Below are 19241 nucleotides of genomic sequence, written 5' to 3' on the forward strand. Positions count from 1 at the left end.
TCCTTTTGGTGATCAAACAAGGAACTAAAGTGCCAAGTGAAATACGCGACGCCTCAATTAAATATATTGGCGAAGTGAATGTTTCGTGAAGTGAAAAGAGAGTTTACCGCGACTGAGATCACTTACTTAATGCGTTTAGCCTGCGTATCGGGTACTATCTGTGACACGAAATTTTTGGTGAGGCGAAGGATAGATGCTAAAAGTTGCGATCAATGGATTTGGACGTATCGGTCGTAATGTTCTGCGCGCCGTGTATGAAAGCGGTAAGCATCAACAAATTAAAGTGGTTGCGGTTAATGAGCTTGCTCAGCCAGAAGCCATGGCTCACTTGCTGCAATATGACACCAGTCATGGACGTTTTGGCAAGAGAATCTCCCACGATCAAGAACATCTCTACGTTCACCATGACGCTTGCCCTCAAGGTAAGGGCGAGTTCGATTCTATCCGTATTCTGCACCTTTCCGAAATCAATCTTCTGCCTTGGCGTGACCTCGAGGTCGATCTGGTCCTCGATTGTACTGGCGTGTTTGGTTGCCAAGCTGATGGGTTAGAGCACATCAAAGCCGGAGCGAAGAAAGTGCTGTTTTCGCATCCAGGTGCCAGTGATCTCGACAACACCATCATCTATGGTGTTAACCATGAAACCTTGAAAGCCGAGCACAACGTCGTTTCCAACGGTTCGTGTACCACTAACTGTATTGTGCCGATCATTAAAGTGTTGGACGAGGCATTTGGCATTGAATCTGGCACCATTACCACCATTCACTCTTCGATGAATGATCAACAAGTGATTGATGCCTATCACAGCGACTTACGCCGCACTCGAGCCGCAAGCCAATCTATCATTCCGGTGGATACCAAGTTGCATAAGGGAATTGAAAGAATCTTCCCGAAATTTTCCAACAAATTTGAAGCTATTTCAGTGAGAGTGCCGACAGTAAACGTCACTGCAATGGATTTAAGTGTCACGATTAATACAAATGTGAAAGTTAATGACGTAAATCAAACCATTGTTAACGCATCTCAGTGTACATTACGTGGCATTGTTGACTATACTGAAGCGCCGCTCGTTTCCATCGACTTTAATCATGATCCCCATAGCGCGATTGTCGATGGTAGCCAAACTCGAGTCAGTAACGGGCATTTAGTGAAAATGCTGGTTTGGTGCGATAACGAATGGGGCTTTGCGAACCGTATGCTGGATACTGCGCTCGCAATGCAAGCTGCCAAATAGTCGTATCGGCAGCGTCGGAGAAAATTTATTTTTAGCCTTGAAATAAATTTGTAATGACTCCATATCAATAACCAGTTTGAAGAATTAACAGGCTTGGCAGGGTTGCCGAGTTTTCAAAAACTTTATTTTTAATATTTGAGAGGACACATCATGTCTGTAATCAAGATGACTGACCTGGATCTAGCAGGTAAACGTGTATTCATCCGTGCTGACCTAAACGTGCCAGTAAAAGACGGTAAAGTAACTTCTGATGCACGTATCATCGCATCTCTTCCTACTATCAAGCTATGTCTAGAAGCTGGCGCGAAAGTAATGGTCACTTCTCACCTAGGTCGTCCTACTGAAGGTGAATACGCAGAAGAGTTCTCTCTACAACCAGTGGTTAACTACCTAAACGACGCGCTAGATTGCGAAGTGAAATTGGCTAAAGATTACCTAGATGGTCTTGAGCTAAACGCTGGTGAACTTGTTGTTCTTGAAAACGTTCGCTTTAACAAAGGCGAGAAGAAAAACGACGAAGCACTTTCTAAAAAATACGCGGCACTATGTGACGTATTCGTAATGGATGCATTCGGTACAGCTCACCGTGCACAAGCGTCAACTCACGGTGTGGGTATGTTTGCTGAAGTAGCGTGTGCGGGCCCTCTACTTGCTGCTGAACTAGAAGCACTCGGCAAAGCAATGAGCAACCCAGAGCGTCCTCTAGTTGCTATCGTTGGTGGTTCAAAAGTGTCTACTAAACTAACGGTTCTTGAGTCACTATCTAAAATCGCTGACCAACTTGTTGTTGGTGGTGGTATCGCGAACACATTCATCGCCGCTGAAGGTCACAACGTAGGTAAGTCTCTATACGAAGCTGACCTAGTTGAAACGGCTCAAAAGCTAATGAAAGAGTGTGCAATTCCTGTTGCCACTGACGTAGCGTGTGCGAAAGCATTCGACGAGAACGCAGAAGCGGAAATCAAACATGTTTCTGAAGTACAAGACGATGACATGATCTTCGACCTTGGTCCAGAATCAACGGCAGCACTAGCTGAAATCATCGCAAACGCGAAAACTATCCTTTGGAATGGCCCTGTAGGTGTATTCGAGTTCAAGAACTTTGAAGCGGGTACGAAAGGTATTTCTGAAGCGATCGCTCAGTCTCCTGCATTCTCTGTAGCTGGCGGTGGCGATACTCTAGCGGCTATCGACAAGTTCGGTATCAAAGCGGACGTCTCTTACATCTCTACTGGTGGCGGTGCGTTCCTTGAGTTTGTAGAAGGTAAAGTACTTCCAGCTGTTGAAATGCTAGAAGCACGCGCTAAGTAATTAAACGAAGGCGGGGGTTACTCTCCCGCTTTCTTGTTTGCGGCACATCTCATTTTTGCTAGAATAGCGCGAGTTGTGAGCAAACGTTTGCAAGAATTTAAACTTAACGAGTTTTATTTTTAAAACGACAGATAAATAGGATTACATCCATGTCTAAGATCTTCGATTTCGTAAAACCAGGTGTTATCTCTGGTGATGACGTTCAGAAAGTATTTGAAGTAGCAAAAGAAAACAACTTCGCTCTTCCAGCTGTAAACGTAGTAAACACTGATTCAATCAACGGTGTTCTTGAAGCAGCTTCTAAAGTGAAAGCGCCAGTTGTTGTTCAGTTCTCTAACGGCGGTGCTGCTTTCTTCGCTGGTAAAGGCGTGAAACTTGAAGGTCAAGGTGCTCAAATCCTTGGTGCTATCGCTGGTGCGAAATACGTACACGCAGTTGCTGAAGCTTACGGTGTGCCAGTAATCCTACACACTGACCACGCTGCTAAGAAGCTACTTCCATGGATCGACGGTCTACTAGACGCAGGTGAAGAGTTCTTCGCTCAAACTGGTAAACCTCTATTCTCTTCTCACATGATCGACCTTTCTGAAGAGTCTCTAGAAGAGAACATCGAAATCTGTGCTAAGTACCTAGCTCGTATGGAAAAAATGGGTATGACTCTAGAGTTTGAACTAGGTTGTACTGGTGGTGAAGAAGACGGCGTAGACAACTCTCACATGGATCAGTCTGAGCTTTACACTTCTCCAGAAGACGTTGCTTACGCGTACGAGAAACTGATCCCAATCAGCCACCGTTTCACTATCGCAGCATCTTTCGGTAACGTGCACGGTGTTTACCAAGCAGGTAACGTTGTTCTAACTCCAACTATCCTACGTGATTCTCAAGCTTACTGTTCTGAGAAATTTGGTATCGCTCCAAACGCACTAAACTTCGTATTCCACGGTGGTTCTGGTTCTTCTGAAGCAGAAATCAAAGAGTCTATCAGCTACGGTGTTATCAAAATGAACATCGATACTGATACTCAGTGGGCAACTTGGGACGGTATTCGTCAGTACGAAGCGAAGAACCACGATTACCTACAAGGTCAAATCGGTAACCCAACTGGCGAATCTGCGCCAAACAAGAAATACTACGATCCACGTGTATGGCTACGTGCTGGCCAAGAGTCAATGGTTGCTCGTCTAGAGAAAGCATTCGCTGACCTTAACGCAGTTGACGTACTGTAATTCTGAACAGAATGATTTGCAGACAAAACCCGCTCTCTGAGCGGGTTTTTTTATACCACTTGCTGACGGATAGAAAAACTCTGGCACAGTTTGAAATAATTGCTTAATCTTGATCAGCGATATTGAACGGAGTGTAAATCTCTGTTTTGACAGCTTTTGCAAAAACCTGACTTTGCAAAATGTCAAAAATGAGATATCGTGCCAAAATTCTGACGCATATTCAGATGACTAACAAGAACGGGCGTATATATAACGCCAGTACCATTTTTAAAGTCATAACTTGAGGAATAACATTATGGCAGGTGAAACAGTGGGGATTGATACCTCATTAGTGGATGGTCTAAATCAGGCTGAAACTTGGCTAACCAACAATTCAGATCTACTGATTCAGTACGGTGTGAACATTATTTCTGCGATCGTCATTCTGTTCATTGGTAACATCATTGTGAAAGCCGTTGCGAACAGTGTATCGAAAGTTCTTAATAAGAAAGAAATGGACAAAGCGGTGGTAGAGTTTATCCACGGTTTAGTTCGTTACTTGCTGTTTGTTATCGTATTGATTGCCGCTTTAGGCCGTGTTGGTGTTGAAACCGCCTCTGTTGTTGCAGTGATCGGTGCGGCGGGTCTTGCTGTTGGCCTTGCTCTACAGGGTTCTCTATCAAACTTTGCTGCTGGTGTTTTGATCGTTGCATTCCGTCCGTTTAAATCGGGTGACTACGTGGAAATCGGTGGTGTAGCGGGCTCTGTTGAAGCAATTCAGATTTTCCAAACGGTCTTGAAAACCCCTGACAATAAGATGGTGGTTGTGCCTAACTCAGGTGTGATTGGTGGTGCGATCACTAACTATTCTCGCCATGCCACACGCCGTGTCGATCTCATGATCGGTGTTTCATACAAATCGGATCTGAAGAAAACCAAACAAGTGATCCGTGAGACGCTAGAAAAAGATACGCGTATTTTGAAAGATCCAGACATGACAATCGGTGTTGTTGCTCTGGCTGATTCATCGGTGAACTTCGTGGTACGTCCATGGTGTAAAACGGAAGATTACTGGGCAGTATATTTTGATTCGATGCAGGCTATTAAAGAAGCATTGGATGCAAATGGTATCGAGATCCCATTCCCACAAATGGATGTACACCTAAACAAGGTGGACTAAATCCAAATCTAAAAAAGCGAGGTTACGACCTCGCTTTTTGTTTCCGTCAAACCACGCTTTATTGCAGTTATGCCAAAAGAGACTTAGTAAGAAGCGCAGCGATGGTAAACATCATAGCCGCCACCGCAATGTCTATCCCTCTCTTCACTTTGGGCTTTGATAATGTTGGCCCTAGTTTTGCGGCACCCATGGAGAGTGCGTAGAACCAAGTAAACGATGCCAGCGTGGTTCCAATCGCAAAGGCAATGCGATCATGCCCCTCAAATTGGCCGCCAATCGAGCCTAAAATCACCACCGTATCCAGATACAGATGTGGATTTAATACCGTAACAGCCAAAGCTCCCAAAATGACCGTTCTGCGTCCACGAGCAATCACTTCGTGATGCTTCTCAACTTGTTCTATGGGTTTAAAAGCGCTTTTGAGCGACATCAAACCGTACACACTGAGAAAGGCAATGCCGCCCAATGTCACCGCGGTAAGCAGTAGCTCATTTTGCGAGAGAATGGCACCACCGCCAAAAATACCCAGAGAAATAAACACCATATCTAAGACACTGCAAACCGCTGCAGTCGTTAAATGGTGGTTACGTTTGATGCCCTGATTGAGTACGAAGGCATTTTGAGCCCCAATGGGAATAATCATGGTGGCACCTAAACCAAAGCCTTGCAGTAACACCCAAAAATTCACGATAAACCTCGGTAACAATGATCTAATGATAAAGAGAATGTGAGCAAGGTATCGTTTTAACTGGCATAAGTATAATTAATGATTTTAATCCTATATAAGCAATACTGATTTGTTTGAGGGAAGTGCAATGCGTGGTTTAGATTACAAATGGATAGAGGCGTTAGATGCGGTCGTTGCACAAGGTGGATTTGAGCGAGCTGCGGAAGAGTTGTACATCTCTCAATCGGCGGTATCGCAGAGAATTAAACAACTAGAGCGCTTTTTGGCGCAACCAGTGCTAATACGTGAACAACCACCTAAACCAACACTTGTGGGAAAGAAGTTGTTGGGCTTGTATCGACGCGTGCGCATTCTTGAACACGAGCTCATTCCTGAGCTCATGAACGATGACACAGCAAAGCCCATTCAACTGGCGTTGGCAACCAACGCGGATAGTTTGGCCACGTGGTTATTGCCAGCACTCAAAGAGGTGATGACACTGCGACAAGTAGAACTAAATTTAGCCATCTATGGAGAATCCCGTTCCATTGAAAAGCTAAAGAGTGGTGAAGTGGCTGGCGCGATCAGCCTTGAGTCGCAACCTATTGCGGGGTGTAAAGCCGACTACCTTGGGCGCATGGACTATGTGTGTGTCGCCAGTCCGGATTTTTATCAACGTTATTTTTCTGCAGGGGTGAATTACCAAACCTTGCGGAAAGCGCCAGCGGTGTCCTATGACCAATATGATGATCTTCATAACCGTTTTTTGCACGACCATTTCAACATCTCTCGCGATTCCATCATCAATCATAATGTTGGAAGCTCAGAAGCGTTTGTCCGCCTTGCCGTTTCAGGAATTGCTTACTGTTTAATTCCCAAGCTGCAAATCGAACAAGAGTTGGCGTCGGGCGCACTGATGGACATCACGCCAGGATTTTTATTGTCTTATCGTATCTATTGGCATCATTGGCAGCTAGAAAGCGGGGTGTTGAAGGAAATTTCGCAAGCGATTGTTGAATACGCACGAGCTCATTTACCCCAGTAGAGGCGACTCGGGAGATCATTAGTACAGGGATAACAGAGTCAAAGTTGTGTAAGAAGTGTTCATGAGATATTGGTTAATCTGCTAAACCTTCTATTATCAAGACAGTTTCTTTACAGAAGGTTTATGGCATGAAATGGTTTCCTACAAGCGTGGTGCTTTCGGCAAGTTTGGTCGCGGGTTATGCAATGGCAGAGGCCCCCAGCTTCGCTCACCTGTCAACCACGGGTTATGGTGAAGTGGTTGCAAAACCGGATATGGCGATATTTACGGTGAAAGTGGTGGATTCGACCATGACCGCAGAATCCGCCAAACAGTCAGTTGATACCACAGTGGATGCTTTTTTAGCGGCTTTAACCAAGGCGGGAGTGGATAAACAGCAAATCACCAGTACCAATCTCTATCTTGCTCCTCAATATCATTACCCGAAAAATGAAAAGCCAGACCTCGTTGGTTATCGCGCTTCTCGTAGTGTTACGGTGAAAGTCGCCAACTTAGCAAACCTTAATGCCTATCTCGATCTTGCGTTGAATGCGGGGATCAATCAGGTAGATAATATTCAGTTGTTGGTTAGCAACGAGGCGGAATATCAGCAGCAAGCTCGCCTTGAAGCGATTAAAGATGCGCAGCAGAAGGCGGGATTCTTGGCGAAAGGGTTTGGTAAGTCGCTAGGGGAAGTATGGCAGATCAACTACAACCAACCTAATGTGCAACCTGTGCTGATGCGCACTATGATGATGGACGCAAAATCGGAAAGTAACAGCTATCAAGACTCAAGCTTAATCATTCGTGACCAAGTCGATGTGACGTACAAGCTTAATTAAATTTTAGCAACATGATGAATAAAACAAAGGGCAGGATAACCTGCCCTTTGTTGTTTCTATTAGTGAAGGATTCGAGCTCGAATTGTGCCTTCGATCTCTTTAAGTTTGACCAGTGCTTCTTCGGAGCGCTCAGTTTCTACGTCAATCACCACATAACCAATATCGGCTGAGGTCTGCAGGTATTGACCCGCAATGTTGATGCCTTCTTCAGCAAAAATGGTGTTAATTTGCGTCAGAATGCCCGGACGGTTTTGGTGAATGTGGAGCAAGCGTGAGCAGCTACGATGTTCTGGCAGTGAAACTTCTGGGAAGTTAACACTGGATAGCGTTGAGCCATTGTCTGAGTATTTCGCCAGTTTGCCAGCCACTTCAACACCAATGTTCTCTTGTGCTTCTTGAGTTGAGCCGCCAACGTGTGGAGTAAGAATCACATTGTCAAATTTTTGCAGTGGAGATTCGAATGCTTCAGCATTGGTGGCCGGTTCAACCGGGAAAACGTCAATCGCTGCACCAGCAATATGACCTGATTCGAGTGAATGGCATAGCGCTTCAATATCGACCACGGTGCCACGAGCTGCGTTGATGAAGATAGAACCCGGCTTCATGCGAGCAAACTCTTCTGCACCCATCATATTTTTGGTTTCTGGCGTTTCTGGTACGTGTAGAGAAATCACGTCACACTTGTTGAGCAGTTCGCTCATGGTTGGGATTTGAGTTGCATTACCTAGCGAGAGCTTGTTCTCGATATCGTAGAAGTAAACACGCATACCTAGGTTTTCAGCAATAATACCAAGCTGAGTACCGATATGACCGTAACCAATAATGCCTAGACGTTTCCCACGAGCTTCGTAAGAGTTGTCGGCACTTTTTTTCCAAATTCCGCGATGAGCCAAAGCGTTCTTTTCTGGAATACCACGTAGAAGCAGCAGGATTTGGCCAAGAACCAGCTCCGCCACACTGCGAGTGTTTGAGAAAGGCGCGTTAAAGACAGGAATACCACGTTTGGATGCTGCATTTAGATCCACTTGGTTGGTACCAATGCAGAAACAACCGATCGCAACCAGTTTTTGTGCCGCATTGATCACTTCTTCAGTTAAGTTGGTACGAGAACGAATGCCAATGAAGTGCGCGTCTTTAACCGCTTCAAGAAGAGCATCGTCAGAAAGTGAGCCTTTGTGGTATTCGATATTGGTGTAACCCGCAGCTTGCAGCACTTCTACCGAAGAAGGGTGGAGGCCTTCAAGAAGTAAGATTTTTATTTTCTCTTTTTCCAGTGAAACTTTGGCCATTGTTTTCGTCCTTAAAATGGAAAGGTGGGCTAATTTGGCGCACGTTAAACAAAATCGTTAAGAGCAGTGAAATTAACAGTTTTGGCGGAGGACAAACGTTTCCTTGTGCGTCTTCTGCTCAATAAAGTAACAAAAAATTTTTGTTTTGGGTAAGAAAATTACGGAATAAGAGATAATTTTCTTCAAGAAAGTCATAAAAAACGGCGCCCTTGGGCGCCGTCTGTAATCAAATAACGGAAAATAGCGCAAAACCAGCTATTTATTCCTCAATTTTTGCACCTTCTGGAGTGCCGGTAATGACCACGTCAGCACCGCGATGAGCAAATAGGCCGACAGTGACGACACCTGGGATGCCGTTGATCTGATCTTCCAGTTGTTTTGGATTGGTGATCTTCATACCGTAAACATCAAGGATGACGTTACCGTTGTCAGTAATCACTCCTTCGCGGTAACAAGGATCGCCACCAAGTTTAACCAATTGACGCGCAACGTATGAGCGAGCCATTGGGATGACTTCAACAGGAAGAGGGAAGGTCCCAAGAACATCGACAGCCTTTGTACCATCAACAATACAGATAAATTTGTCCGCAATCGCCGCAACGATCTTCTCGCGAGTGAGCGCCGCGCCACCGCCTTTTATCATTTCACGATCTGCGTTGATTTCGTCCGCGCCATCAACGTAAATGTCTAAAGAGGCGACTTCATTGCAGTCAAAAATTTTGATGCCTAGCGCTTCAAGTTTCTCTGTTGATGCAACAGAGCTGGATACCGCACCTTTGATCTCTTCACTCATGGTTCCAAGAGCATCGATGAAGTGATTAACCGTTGAGCCTGTTCCTACGCCAACAATGCTGCCTTTTTCCACATATTTGAGCGCTGCCCAACCAGCGGCTTTTTTCATTTCATCTTGAGTCATGCTCATCTCCTGAATTGATGAAGGATAGTTCGTGCCGCGCGATTATAACGAGTTAAACGTCGTTTTCCCATTGCCAGATTTGGCTTGGGGTCACGATCTTAGGCAAAGGAATATCCCAAACTTCGCAAGGTAGCTGCTCAACATGCTGGCAATCATGGGCGATACCGATAGGCTTGGCACCTAAGCCAGTGCGAAACCAACGCTCTAAGGTGCGGTCATAGTAGCCGCCTCCCATACCGAGCCTTTGCCCCGCGCTGTCAAAGGCGACCAGTGGCGTACAAATTAAATCAAGCTCTGCGAGTGGGATGATATGACGTTTATCAAGCTTGGGCTCAAGGATACCGTAGCGGTTGTAGATCAAATCGGTGTGGTGATGGTAGTGAAGAAAAAGAAGTTGCCCTTTGGAAAAAGGGTGTATCACCGGGAGGTACACTTGCTTACCCAGCTCCCAAAGCCATTCAATCAACGGTTTGGTATCGAGCTCTCCGTCAGCAGAAAGATAGAGGGCGATGTGTTGCGCGTCAGTGAGTTCATTGAGCTGGGCAAAGTGGGCAGTCAAATCCAGCGCAGCTTGATATTGAGTATCGCTGCATAATTGATTGCGTCTTTGACGGATAAGTGTGCGGATGTCTTGCCGGGAAAGATTTTGCATAGAGGATACCCCAGAGTGCCGTCGCGGATTGTGGCCCTTGAACCAGCTGGTTCAAGGCGGATCGGCAATGATTACCGTAGGCTTCTCGGTACGGGCCAAGCTTGCTCAATAGCGATCAAGTACCAACCCTTTGGTGTTGCTTATCGGCTCAGGGACTTTAATCCGGCTGACAAACACTCTAGGGTAAATGCTGTTATTGCGCCGATCCTTGCGTGACTTTCATTAGCGCTTTATCAAGCGAATCGGTGAGCTGTTCCATTCGCTCTACAATCAATTGTTGCTGTTCATTGCTAGCACTGCTCTTGCTGTTGAGCTCATAACAGATGTTCAGTGCCGCGAAAGTCAGTAACTGGATCTCATTAGTTACCTTAGTACGTTCGCTCATCTCTTTCAAACGAGCATCGAGATCTTGAGCGGCTGCGACCAACGCCTCTTCCTGCCCTGAAGGACAGTTAACACGGGTGATTTTGCCAAGAATTTCAACGTCTACCGCTTGGTTGCTCATGATGGATTAACTCTATAACGCGCGAACTGAGATGCTGTACTCAACAACGACTGAGGAACAAACTATAGGTAAAGCGCTATCAAGATTCAAGCATTTCACAACGTCTTGAGATAAATGTGACAACAAGAAGTCAGTTATTGGACAATTTGCTCATTTGCTATGCAGAAAACGCGTTTATCATCGTTTTCGCTCAAGGCGCTAAATGGTAGGATTACTCCCCACAGATGATCACTATGAAGAAAGACAATGAGTAAAAATCAACTTCCAAGCTACCAAGTCGTTGCTGATGAAATGAAAATGGCCACTCTGGCGGTAACCCCAGCGGAATTGCATGGATTACTTGCAGGCATGATCAGTGGTGGTTTGTCACAGCAAGATCACAGTTGGCAGCCAATGTTGTTTGATTATACCAATGATGGCATGGGTTGGCCGAGTGCGGCGTTGGAACAGGCGCAAGCGTTGTTTAACGTGACTTCAGCTCAGTTAACCAGTGATGAGATGGTGTTAAACCTGTTGTTGCCAAACACAGAAGGTGAAGACGCCATTTTTGCGCTGGCGGACACTCTTTCTGATTGGATTAATCATTATATTTCTGGTTTGGGCTTAGCGGGAGCCGCACTCGACAAGGCGTCAGAAGAGGCGAAAGAAGCACTGGCGGATCTCGAAGAGATGGCTCGTCTCGGTGTTGATGAAGACGACGATTTGCAAGAGCAAGCAGAGCTGCTGGAACACGTTATTGAGCATGTTAAAGCATGTGCGTTGCTGATCCATGCGGAGTTTGGCGCCAAAACGCCTTCCCCTGAAACCCCGACCATTCATTAATCTGAGGGGCGGAAATGACGCAATATGATGTTGTAATTGCTGGAGGAGCAATGGCTGGGGCGACGCTTGCTTTGGCACTTTCGCACCTGACGGACAACCAATTGAAGGTCGCAGTTGTCGAGCCTTATCAGGTGGATACCAGTCACCCAGGGTTTGATTCTCGCTCAATAGCACTCTCATATGGCACCGTGGATATTTTGCGTCGTTTCCAGCTTTGGCCATCGATAGCACCTTGTGCCACGCCGATTACGGATATTCACGTATCTGATCGCTCTCATCTGGCAATGACCGATATTTCTGCGCAACAAGTTGGCGTTGACGCACTGGGTTATGTGGTGGAGCTGGCGGATGTTGGGCGTATCTATCAGTCGTTATTGCAGCGTTGTGAGTCCATTTCTCTCTACTCCCCTGCCGCAGTCGACCGCGTTGAGCGATTCACCGATAGCGTTTCGGTGCATTTGAATAGTGGAGAAACGCTGCAAGCGAAATTGCTGGTGGCCGCTGATGGGGCAGTCTCCAACTGTTGCCAGCAACTGGGCATGAACCTAGCGCAGCATGATTTTGAACAAACCGCTGTCATTGCCAATGTTGTGACAGAACAGGTGCATCGTGGGCGTGCGTTTGAACGCTTTACTGAACATGGCCCAGTAGCGTTGCTGCCGATGTCTGACAATCGCATGTCTTTGGTATGGTGTCTGCCTCCGGATTTAGCCGAGCAGGTGATGTTGTTATCTGACGAGCAATTTTTGGAACGCTTACAGCAAGAATTTGGTTGGCGGCTAGGTCAAATGCAAAAAGTGGGCATGAGGGCGAGTTATCCGCTGATATTACGCCATCGAGAGCAGAACATCTCTCATCGCTTCGCGGTGGTGGGTAACGCGGCGCAAACCCTACATCCGATTGCTGGGCAAGGGTTTAATCTTGGCATTCGTGATGTGGCCTCACTGGCCGAAGAGATCACCAAGCAGCTTGATGATGTTGGGGCGTATTCTTCTCTTATGCGCTTTAAGCAGCGCCGTTGTAGTGACCGACAGAACACTATATGGATGACGACCAGTTTGGTACACCTTTTCTCTAATGATTACCTTGCACTCAGAGTGGCTCGCAACCTCGGGTTAGTGGTGATGGATAATCTTTCTGGGCTGAAACAGCCACTATTACGCCAGACATTAGGTCTGGTGAGCCGATAGCGAGTAAAACAAAATGATACAAAGTGTGGATGTGGCGATCGTTGGCGGTGGCATGGTCGGACTGGCGTTGGCCGCGGCATTTAAAGAGAGCGATTTGCGTGTCGCAGTGATTGAAGGGCAGGCTCCAAATCTGCAAATGAATGAACTGCCGGATGTGAGAGTTTCCGCGCTCAGTCGTTCCAGCGAACATATCTTAAAAAATCTGGGTGCTTGGCAATCCATTGTGGAAAAACGAGCCTCTCCTTATGTGGCGATGGAAGTGTGGGATCAAGACAGTTTTGGCCACATTGACTTTAGTGCGGATGCGATGGCACAGCCGGATCTTGGCCATATTGTTGAAAATCGCGTCATTCAACTGGCACTTTTGGAGCAGGTTAACAAGCTGGATAATGTGATGGTGCTGATGCCTTGTCAGTGTCAATCGATGAGTGTAGGAGAGAGCGAAGTGTGGTTGTCGCTCGACAATGGTCAGGCGCTTACGGCCAAATTGGTGGTTGGTGCTGATGGCGCCAATTCTTGGGTTCGACGTCAGCAGGATATCCCGCTAACCCATTGGGATTATGGCCATTCTGCGATTGTAGCCAATGTTCGCACCGTCGAGCCACATTGCTCCGTTGCACGTCAAATTTTTACTCCTCAAGGACCGTTGGCCTTCCTGCCAATGTCTGAAGAGAACATGACCTCGATTGTGTGGTCGACTGAATCCCTGCGCGCAACGAGTTTGATGGCGATGTCAGACAGTGAGTTCAATAAGGCGCTGAGTGCCGAATTTGATATGCGTTTGGGGTTGTGTGAAGTCGTTGGGGAGCGCTTTAGCGTACCCCTGAAAATGCGTTTTGCTCGAGATTTTGTCAAAGAGCGTGTCGCCCTTATCGGTGACGCTGCACACACAATCCATCCATTGGCGGGGCAAGGCGTGAATTTGGGCTTGCTGGACGCAGCCAGTCTAGCGCAAGAGATTCTCGCACTTTGGCAACGTGGTGAAGACATTGGGGCCAAACGAAACCTGCGTCGTTTCGAGCGTTGGCGTAAAGCGGAAGCGGCGCAAATGATTGCCGCGATGCAAGGTTTTCGAGAGTTGTTTGCCGGCTCTAATCCGTTGAAAAAGTTCTTACGTGGCGTTGGTTTGACAATGGCAGGGCACCTTCCGGGTGCTAAAGAGCAAATAATGAGACGTGCGTTGGGGTTGGATGGCGAGCTTCCTGAGTTGGCGAAACGTCGTCAACCAGAGCAGATTCGCTCATCGTGATAATAAAAAGAAAGGGCTGAAAATCAGCCCTTTCTCTTTTCGAATTCAGCGGGTTATCTTGTTTTATCGACAAGACAATTAAGCGTAAGCACAGCGCAGCTTCATGATCTCCTGATTGACTTCTTTCACGGTTTGAAAATGCTTTTGCTCAGCTTTTGCTGGCAGGATCAATTTACCATTATCAAACTCAAATTTTCCTACGCCGTAAATGTAAATTCTTCCCTTAAATAGTCGACTCACGTGTTTAGCAATCATACCTGGTGTATAGCGCTTAAACAGTCTCATACTTACTTTCCTTTTTTCTCAATCAGCTCCGCTAGTCTAACAGTTACTGTGACTTAAATGTGTGACATCTCTGGATTAAAATAGAGCTATGTCTTTTGTGTTTAGATAATTGTGCTGAGCTAGACAAATTTCCCGATAATTGCCCTCAATTTAGTGAGGTTAAGCTCAAAATGGTCATGCAAACGGAACCTTAATGTTATCTGTCTCTTTTCGAATCATGGTCACTCATGTTTTACGTGACGCATTAAGCAATAGTTTTGTTACAAGAATAAGAATAGTTGGTAATTATTTGTTACGCACTATGAGGTGGCTATTTATGGGGAAAAGATTCACTCGAATAGGTTGGGTCCTAAAAAAAAAGCCCGCAACAGCGGGCGAATAGTCACAGATGCATTACACAAAAGTGGATTTCCTGACCAAGGTCAGTGGATTCACTTGGGTCAACTGAACACTCATTGAGCGGTCAATCAACAAATTCAGGTTATCCTAAAATAACCGCATTGACTATTTATGTTTTTAATGTGACTAAAAATTCCAGTGGAATTTTTCTGTTGATTTGAGGTTGATCACAATTTGTGAGCGAAATCGATTAATTTTGGTGAGTCAATAATGTGCCTAGTTCACTAGAACGACAAATGTCAGCCCAGATGGGAGAGGTGAGTTGGGCTAGGTGTGTTAACGATAAAGCCAGTCCTGCCATATTGTTTCCACTGCTGATGGTGACCATCGACTCCGCTTGAAGTGCATGGTCGAAGACAATCGGCATGGTTTTTTTGAGTAAGAGGGGAGTAACCGTGCCCAGTTGATATCCTGTAATTGCATAAATTTGCGAACTGTCGACGCATGTCATGCGCCGATAATCCATTAATGCTCTGACTTTTTTCGGATCAACAGAGCGATCGCCTGGTGCACACGCCAGTACATAGCGATCACTCATATCACGCAGCAAAATGCATTTGACCATTTGCGCAGGACGAATCCCCCGCTGTTTGGCTGCGTCTTCGATGGTGGTGGCTGGTGTTTGATGAGGCAACAGACGATAGGGCACCTGTTGCTCATCAAGATAGCGGGTCAATGCTGTCGACAAATCACTATTCGTCATCGAGGGAATACGGTAGGGGCTCTCGTTGCCACAGTTGCTCGCTTTGACCTGCCAGGCGAAATTGCGTCTCGGGCTCTAGGTCATTTGGTAGCACAAAAAGTCCGGTCGCTCGTCCATCATCAAAGTGATAACTCACCAATGCTTCACCAGCCGCGCGCCAGTTATCACCCACACTGCGTTCCAAGCTGATCGTTGTCTCTGTGGCTGATGATTCTATGGCGCCGGAGAGTCGATACAGAGCTCGCTTGTTGATGCCACGATATTTGGCTCGTGCAACGGTCTCTTGGCCGGTATAGCAGCCCTTTTTAAAGCTGATGCCATTTACCGCCTGCAAATTTACCGCTTGAGGAATGTGCTCATTTTGGGCAAAAGCAGGGATGCGTGGAGAGACTTCTAGGATATCGTAAAGATCCCAAAGAGAGTGGTCACACAACTGTGCTGTCGCCAACATGGTAAGCACTTCATCTTGTTGGTTTGCGTCTACGACCAATAACCAGCGCTGTGGTGAGATCTTTACCGCTGTCCCTTGGGCAAAGCTTACCACTGCCGCCTCTGCATTGTTGGTCAGTTTCGCGATGGCTTGCTCCGCTTGTACACCGCAAACGCCCAGCAAGATGGCATCGCTAACATTGATTTCAACTTTGGCAAAGATGGCGTATTTTTTGAGTTCACGCAACTCCACGTCAATGGCTGACTTATCTTGCAACATTGCGTAGCCGTCGCCGTAATGAAACAGACGAAAGGCACTCCACAGCTTGCCTTTTGCATCGCAGTGGCCACCCCAAGTCACTTGATCCGCTTCTAAGGAAACAACGTCACAAGTCACCTGACCTTGAAGGTACGATTTTTTATCGTTACCTGTCATGGTAATCAGACCAAGATTATCTAATAAGCTGACGGCGAGCTCTGGTAACGCTTGTTGGCTGCCAAGTGCACATCGTTGGATTGGTTGAGTCGATTGCATGTTATTCGCTATCCATAAAGTCGATTTATTGAGGTATGTTAATCTGCAAGTGACCATTTGTCAGCAGAGGAAATGTAGGGACTTCCCTTTGTTGAGATGCGATTGCTACTCAGTTTGTGACATATCTACTAGTGGCAAATCGGTAGCCTTGTTACACTCCGCGCTAAATTATAAATACTTTGGTGGGGAATAGCCGATGTACACTACAGAAGAAAAAGCACGTATCCGCTGGGCGTGTCGCCGTGGCATGTTAGAGTTGGACGTGGTTGTTATGCCTTTCTTTGAAGAGTGTTTTGAGAAGCTCAGCGAACAAGAACAACGTGACTTCGTCTCTTTATTGGAGTGCGATGATCCCGATTTGTTTACTTGGGTGATGGGGCATGGACGAAGTGAGAATCTTGGTCATGCGTCAATGGTAGATAAAATTGTCGCGCACAACCTCAGTAAGGTTCGTTAACCTTAATCTCAATGACTCTCGTGGCGCTCGGATGGTTGATGGCTTGATTGCTATCTGCATCATCTGGGCGTTACTTTTTTCTCCCTTTCCGCTTATTGTCGCAGTCGCCCTGTTTTACCCCCTCTATCAATTTCAAACCATACATGGTTTCTGCTATCCCTCATGGCAAGGTGCGGTGTCGGTAAACGCGTCTGGGGCCATTAAATATCAACAGCAGGTTGAGCATATCCAGTCATTGAGTTTGTTGTTTTATTGGTGGTTCGTTTCAATAAAGCTGGCCAATGGGCGGCGCTATTTGATTTGGCGAGATAGTTGTCAGGATTCGGACTATCGACAGTTAATGATTGTGCTAAAACAGTGGCAACAAAAAGGGGAACTGAATTCGTCCCCCAAGTCATAAAAAAGATAAACAGCGATAAAAGTGGTTTACTCTTCTGGGCGCAAAATCGTCGGGCCACTGTTTTCAAGTTGCTCTGGGTAATCGAGAGTGTAGTGTAAACCGCGACTCTCTTTCCTTTGCATCGCACAACGTACCATCAGCTCGGCGACTTGCAGTAAGTTACGCAGCTCCAATAAGTTATTGGATACGCGGAAGTTACTGTAGTATTCATGCGTCTCTTGTTGCAACATTTGAATGCGACGCAGTGCGCGCTCAAGGCGCTTGTCAGTGCGTACAATGCCCATGTAATCCCACATAAACAGTCTCAGCTCATGCCAGTTGTGTTGGATGATCACTTCTTCATCACTGCAGGTCACTTGGCTTTCGTCCCAGCTTGGTAAGCTGGACGCTAAGTCGACTTGTTTGTGTTTTTTCAAAATGTCTTTTGCTGCCGCCCATGCATAAACCACACACTCCAACAAGGAATTTGAAGCCATACGGTTTGCTCCGTGTAGGCCAGTGTAGCTCACTTCGCCGATAGCATAGAGATTGTGCAAATCTGTTTGCCCTTTGGTATCGACCATGACACCGCCACAGGTGTAATGTGCGGCTGGAACGATGGGGATCGGCTCTTTGGTCATATCAATACCCAAATCCATCAGACGTGAGTGGATCATTGGGAAGTGTTTGGTAATGAATTCCGCGGGCTTGTGACTGATGTCTAGGTACATGCAATCCGCACCCAAGCGTTTCATTTCGAAGTCAATTGCACGTGCCACGACATCACGAGGAGCCAGCTCTTCACGCGGGTCAAAATCGGGCATGAAGCGTGATCCATCCGGACGACGTAAATAAGCGCCTTCACCGCGTAGCGCTTCGGTGAGGAGGAAGTTGCGAGCTTCTGGGTGGTATAAACAGGTTGGGTGGAATTGGTTAAATTCCATATTGGCCACGCGACATCCTGCGCGCCAAGCAATCGCAATACCATCGCCAGAAGAAACATCTGGGTTGGAGGTGTACTGATAAACTTTTGATGCGCCACCGGTCGCGAGCACGACAAACTTCGCCTTAACGGTTTCTACATGCTCTTGGTTTCGGTTCCAGACATACGCGCCGATCACTTTATTTTTATCGCCGCCAATTTTGTCTTCAGTGATCAAGTCGAGGGCATTATGACGCTCTAAAACATGAATATTAGGATGGTTGTGAGCATTGTCTTGCAGCGAAGTTTGCATCGCCATGCCTGTGGCATCGGCTGCGTGCAAAATACGGCGATGGCTATGGCCGCCTTCGCGGGTTAAGTGATAACGCGGTTCGTCGTCAGAGTCGTCCTCTTCACGATCAAAGGGCACACCGCCATCAATTAACCATTGCACACACTCTTTGGCGTTTTCAGCGATAAACTTCACCGTTGCTTCTTCACAGATGCCGTCTCCGGCGATCAGAGTGTCTTGAACGTGTGACTCAATACTGTCTGATTCATCGAATACCGCAGCGATCCCACCTTGAGCATAGTAGGTTGCTCCCTCGCTACGAGGTCCTTTACTTAACACGATAACTTTGCAGTGATTGGCGACGCGCAAGGCCAACGACAAGCCAGCAGCTCCGCTGCCCACCACTAACACATCACATTCATGTTCACGGTTTGCGTTCATAAAATTTTCAAAATCCCGGTCTAAAGTGAATGAGTTCACTTTGTATAAATCCGCACATCATGTGCTTCCAGTACACGCAAAAACGCCGATTTACATCGGCTAGAAAGGCAATCTGAGATTAATGCCATTGCTTTTCTCACTCCGTCCCTCCAAAATCAGCGACAGAGAGTGTTTATTACATCACATTGCGCCTCAATAATTGACAAAAAATTTCACTTAAGTGGGAACTTTCTTGATTGGCGCGAGTCACAATAGTGCTCAAGTAAGCAGTGGTGTCAATACTACATTTTGCATAATTATTGCCCATATCTGA

The 19241-nt window shown here is 46.5% G+C and carries 20 protein-coding genes and 1 other RNA gene; 11 read left to right on the forward strand and 10 right to left on the reverse strand.

Annotation, left to right across the window (positions count from 1 at the left end; genetic code table 11):
* Positions 1–193 precede the first annotated feature (193 nt).
* The 4 genes from epd to mscS all read left to right on the forward strand — a co-directional run bounded on the left by epd (position 194) and on the right by mscS (position 4930).
* Complete coding sequence (gene epd / locus AOT11_RS09405; protein WP_011151184.1) at positions 194–1234, forward strand: erythrose-4-phosphate dehydrogenase; 1041 nt, start codon at positions 194–196, stop codon at positions 1232–1234.
* 150 nt (positions 1235–1384) lie between these two features.
* Entirely contained in the window at positions 1385–2545 is a 1161-nt protein-coding gene (locus AOT11_RS09410) for a phosphoglycerate kinase (protein WP_026050355.1), read from the forward strand.
* Between the two features lie 149 nt (positions 2546–2694).
* Positions 2695–3771, forward strand: a complete 1077-nt coding sequence (gene fbaA / locus AOT11_RS09415) for a class II fructose-bisphosphate aldolase (protein ID WP_011079477.1) — start codon at positions 2695–2697, stop codon at positions 3769–3771.
* A gap of 295 nt (positions 3772–4066) precedes the next feature.
* Positions 4067–4930 carry a small-conductance mechanosensitive channel MscS gene (gene mscS, locus AOT11_RS09420; protein WP_026050354.1) on the forward strand — a complete coding sequence of 288 codons (864 nt, stop codon included), beginning with the start codon at positions 4067–4069 and terminating at the stop codon, positions 4928–4930.
* Between the two features lie 67 nt (positions 4931–4997).
* Here the strand turns inward: mscS and AOT11_RS09425 are convergent, their stop codons facing one another.
* Positions 4998–5618 (reverse strand): LysE/ArgO family amino acid transporter, encoded by a 621-nt coding sequence (locus tag AOT11_RS09425; protein ID WP_017422630.1) that lies wholly within the window; start codon positions 5616–5618, stop codon positions 4998–5000.
* 127 nt (positions 5619–5745) lie between these two features.
* Between AOT11_RS09425 and AOT11_RS09430 the strand changes: the two genes are divergently transcribed.
* Together AOT11_RS09430 and AOT11_RS09435 are read left to right on the forward strand one after the other, a co-directional pair.
* A complete protein-coding gene (locus AOT11_RS09430) occupies positions 5746–6642 on the forward strand; it encodes a LysR family transcriptional regulator ArgP (RefSeq protein WP_026050353.1) in 897 nt (298 codons plus the stop codon).
* Positions 6643–6770: 128 nt separating this feature from the next.
* Positions 6771–7463 (forward strand): oxidative stress defense protein, encoded by a 693-nt coding sequence (locus AOT11_RS09435; RefSeq protein WP_017422628.1) that lies wholly within the window; start codon positions 6771–6773, stop codon positions 7461–7463.
* A 59-nt stretch (positions 7464–7522) separates the two neighbouring features.
* On the opposite strand, the gene serA is transcribed toward AOT11_RS09435, so the two are convergent.
* The 5 genes from serA to zapA form a co-directional block, all read right to left on the reverse strand.
* Positions 7523–8752, reverse strand: a complete 1230-nt coding sequence (gene serA / locus AOT11_RS09440; protein WP_017422627.1) for a phosphoglycerate dehydrogenase — start codon at positions 8750–8752, stop codon at positions 7523–7525.
* Between the two features lie 259 nt (positions 8753–9011).
* Complete coding sequence (rpiA, locus tag AOT11_RS09445; protein ID WP_011079483.1) at positions 9012–9668, reverse strand: ribose-5-phosphate isomerase RpiA; 657 nt, start codon at positions 9666–9668, stop codon at positions 9012–9014.
* 52 nt (positions 9669–9720) lie between these two features.
* A complete protein-coding gene (locus tag AOT11_RS09450; RefSeq protein WP_017422625.1) occupies positions 9721–10320 on the reverse strand; it encodes a 5-formyltetrahydrofolate cyclo-ligase in 600 nt (199 codons plus the stop codon).
* Between the two features lie 3 nt (positions 10321–10323).
* Positions 10324–10508, reverse strand: a non-coding RNA gene (ssrS, locus tag AOT11_RS09455) — 6S RNA.
* Positions 10509–10513: 5 nt separating this feature from the next.
* Entirely contained in the window at positions 10514–10825 is a 312-nt protein-coding gene (zapA, locus tag AOT11_RS09460; protein ID WP_017422624.1) for a cell division protein ZapA, read from the reverse strand.
* A gap of 246 nt (positions 10826–11071) precedes the next feature.
* On the opposite strand from zapA, the gene AOT11_RS09465 reads away from it, so the two are divergent.
* From AOT11_RS09465 to AOT11_RS09475, 3 genes are read left to right on the forward strand one after another with little or no spacing between them, the layout of a single operon-like run.
* Entirely contained in the window at positions 11072–11647 is a 576-nt protein-coding gene (locus AOT11_RS09465; RefSeq protein ID WP_017422623.1) for a YecA/YgfB family protein, read from the forward strand.
* Positions 11648–11661: 14 nt separating this feature from the next.
* A complete protein-coding gene (gene ubiH / locus AOT11_RS09470) occupies positions 11662–12837 on the forward strand; it encodes a 2-octaprenyl-6-methoxyphenyl hydroxylase (RefSeq protein ID WP_017422622.1) in 1176 nt (391 codons plus the stop codon).
* Positions 12838–12850: 13 nt separating this feature from the next.
* Positions 12851–14086 carry an FAD-dependent 2-octaprenylphenol hydroxylase gene (locus AOT11_RS09475; protein ID WP_017422621.1) on the forward strand — a complete coding sequence of 412 codons (1236 nt, stop codon included), beginning with the start codon at positions 12851–12853 and terminating at the stop codon, positions 14084–14086.
* Between the two features lie 78 nt (positions 14087–14164).
* On the opposite strand, the gene AOT11_RS09480 is transcribed toward AOT11_RS09475, so the two are convergent.
* The 3 genes from AOT11_RS09480 to ygfZ form a co-directional block, all read right to left on the reverse strand.
* Positions 14165–14371, reverse strand: a complete 207-nt coding sequence (locus AOT11_RS09480; RefSeq protein ID WP_011079489.1) for a DUF1107 domain-containing protein — start codon at positions 14369–14371, stop codon at positions 14165–14167.
* Positions 14372–14960: 589 nt separating this feature from the next.
* Positions 14961–15473: an aminoacyl-tRNA deacylase gene (locus AOT11_RS09485; RefSeq protein WP_017422620.1), complete on the reverse strand. Its 513-nt coding sequence runs from the start codon at positions 15471–15473 to the stop codon at positions 14961–14963.
* On the reverse strand, positions 15463–16437 hold the full coding sequence (gene ygfZ / locus AOT11_RS09490) for a tRNA-modifying protein YgfZ (RefSeq protein ID WP_026050352.1): 975 nt from the start codon (positions 16435–16437) through the stop codon (positions 15463–15465). The genes AOT11_RS09485 and ygfZ overlap by 11 nt, the downstream gene beginning before the upstream one ends.
* 196 nt (positions 16438–16633) lie before the next feature.
* Here ygfZ and AOT11_RS09495 point away from each other — a divergent pair, with 196 nt between their 5' ends.
* The gene (locus tag AOT11_RS09495) at positions 16634–16894 is read left to right on the forward strand and encodes an FAD assembly factor SdhE (RefSeq protein WP_011079492.1); all 261 of its coding nucleotides are present in this window, start codon (positions 16634–16636) and stop codon (positions 16892–16894) included.
* A gap of 31 nt (positions 16895–16925) precedes the next feature.
* Positions 16926–17294, forward strand: a complete 369-nt coding sequence (locus AOT11_RS09500) for a protein YgfX (RefSeq protein WP_017422618.1) — start codon at positions 16926–16928, stop codon at positions 17292–17294.
* Between the two features lie 26 nt (positions 17295–17320).
* On the opposite strand, the gene nadB is transcribed toward AOT11_RS09500, so the two are convergent.
* A complete protein-coding gene (gene nadB / locus AOT11_RS09505) occupies positions 17321–18928 on the reverse strand; it encodes an L-aspartate oxidase (protein WP_026050351.1) in 1608 nt (535 codons plus the stop codon).
* Positions 18929–19241 lie beyond the last annotated feature (313 nt).

Source organism: Vibrio vulnificus NBRC 15645 = ATCC 27562 (assembly GCF_002224265.1).
Classification (GTDB): Bacteria; Pseudomonadota; Gammaproteobacteria; order Enterobacterales; family Vibrionaceae; genus Vibrio; species Vibrio vulnificus.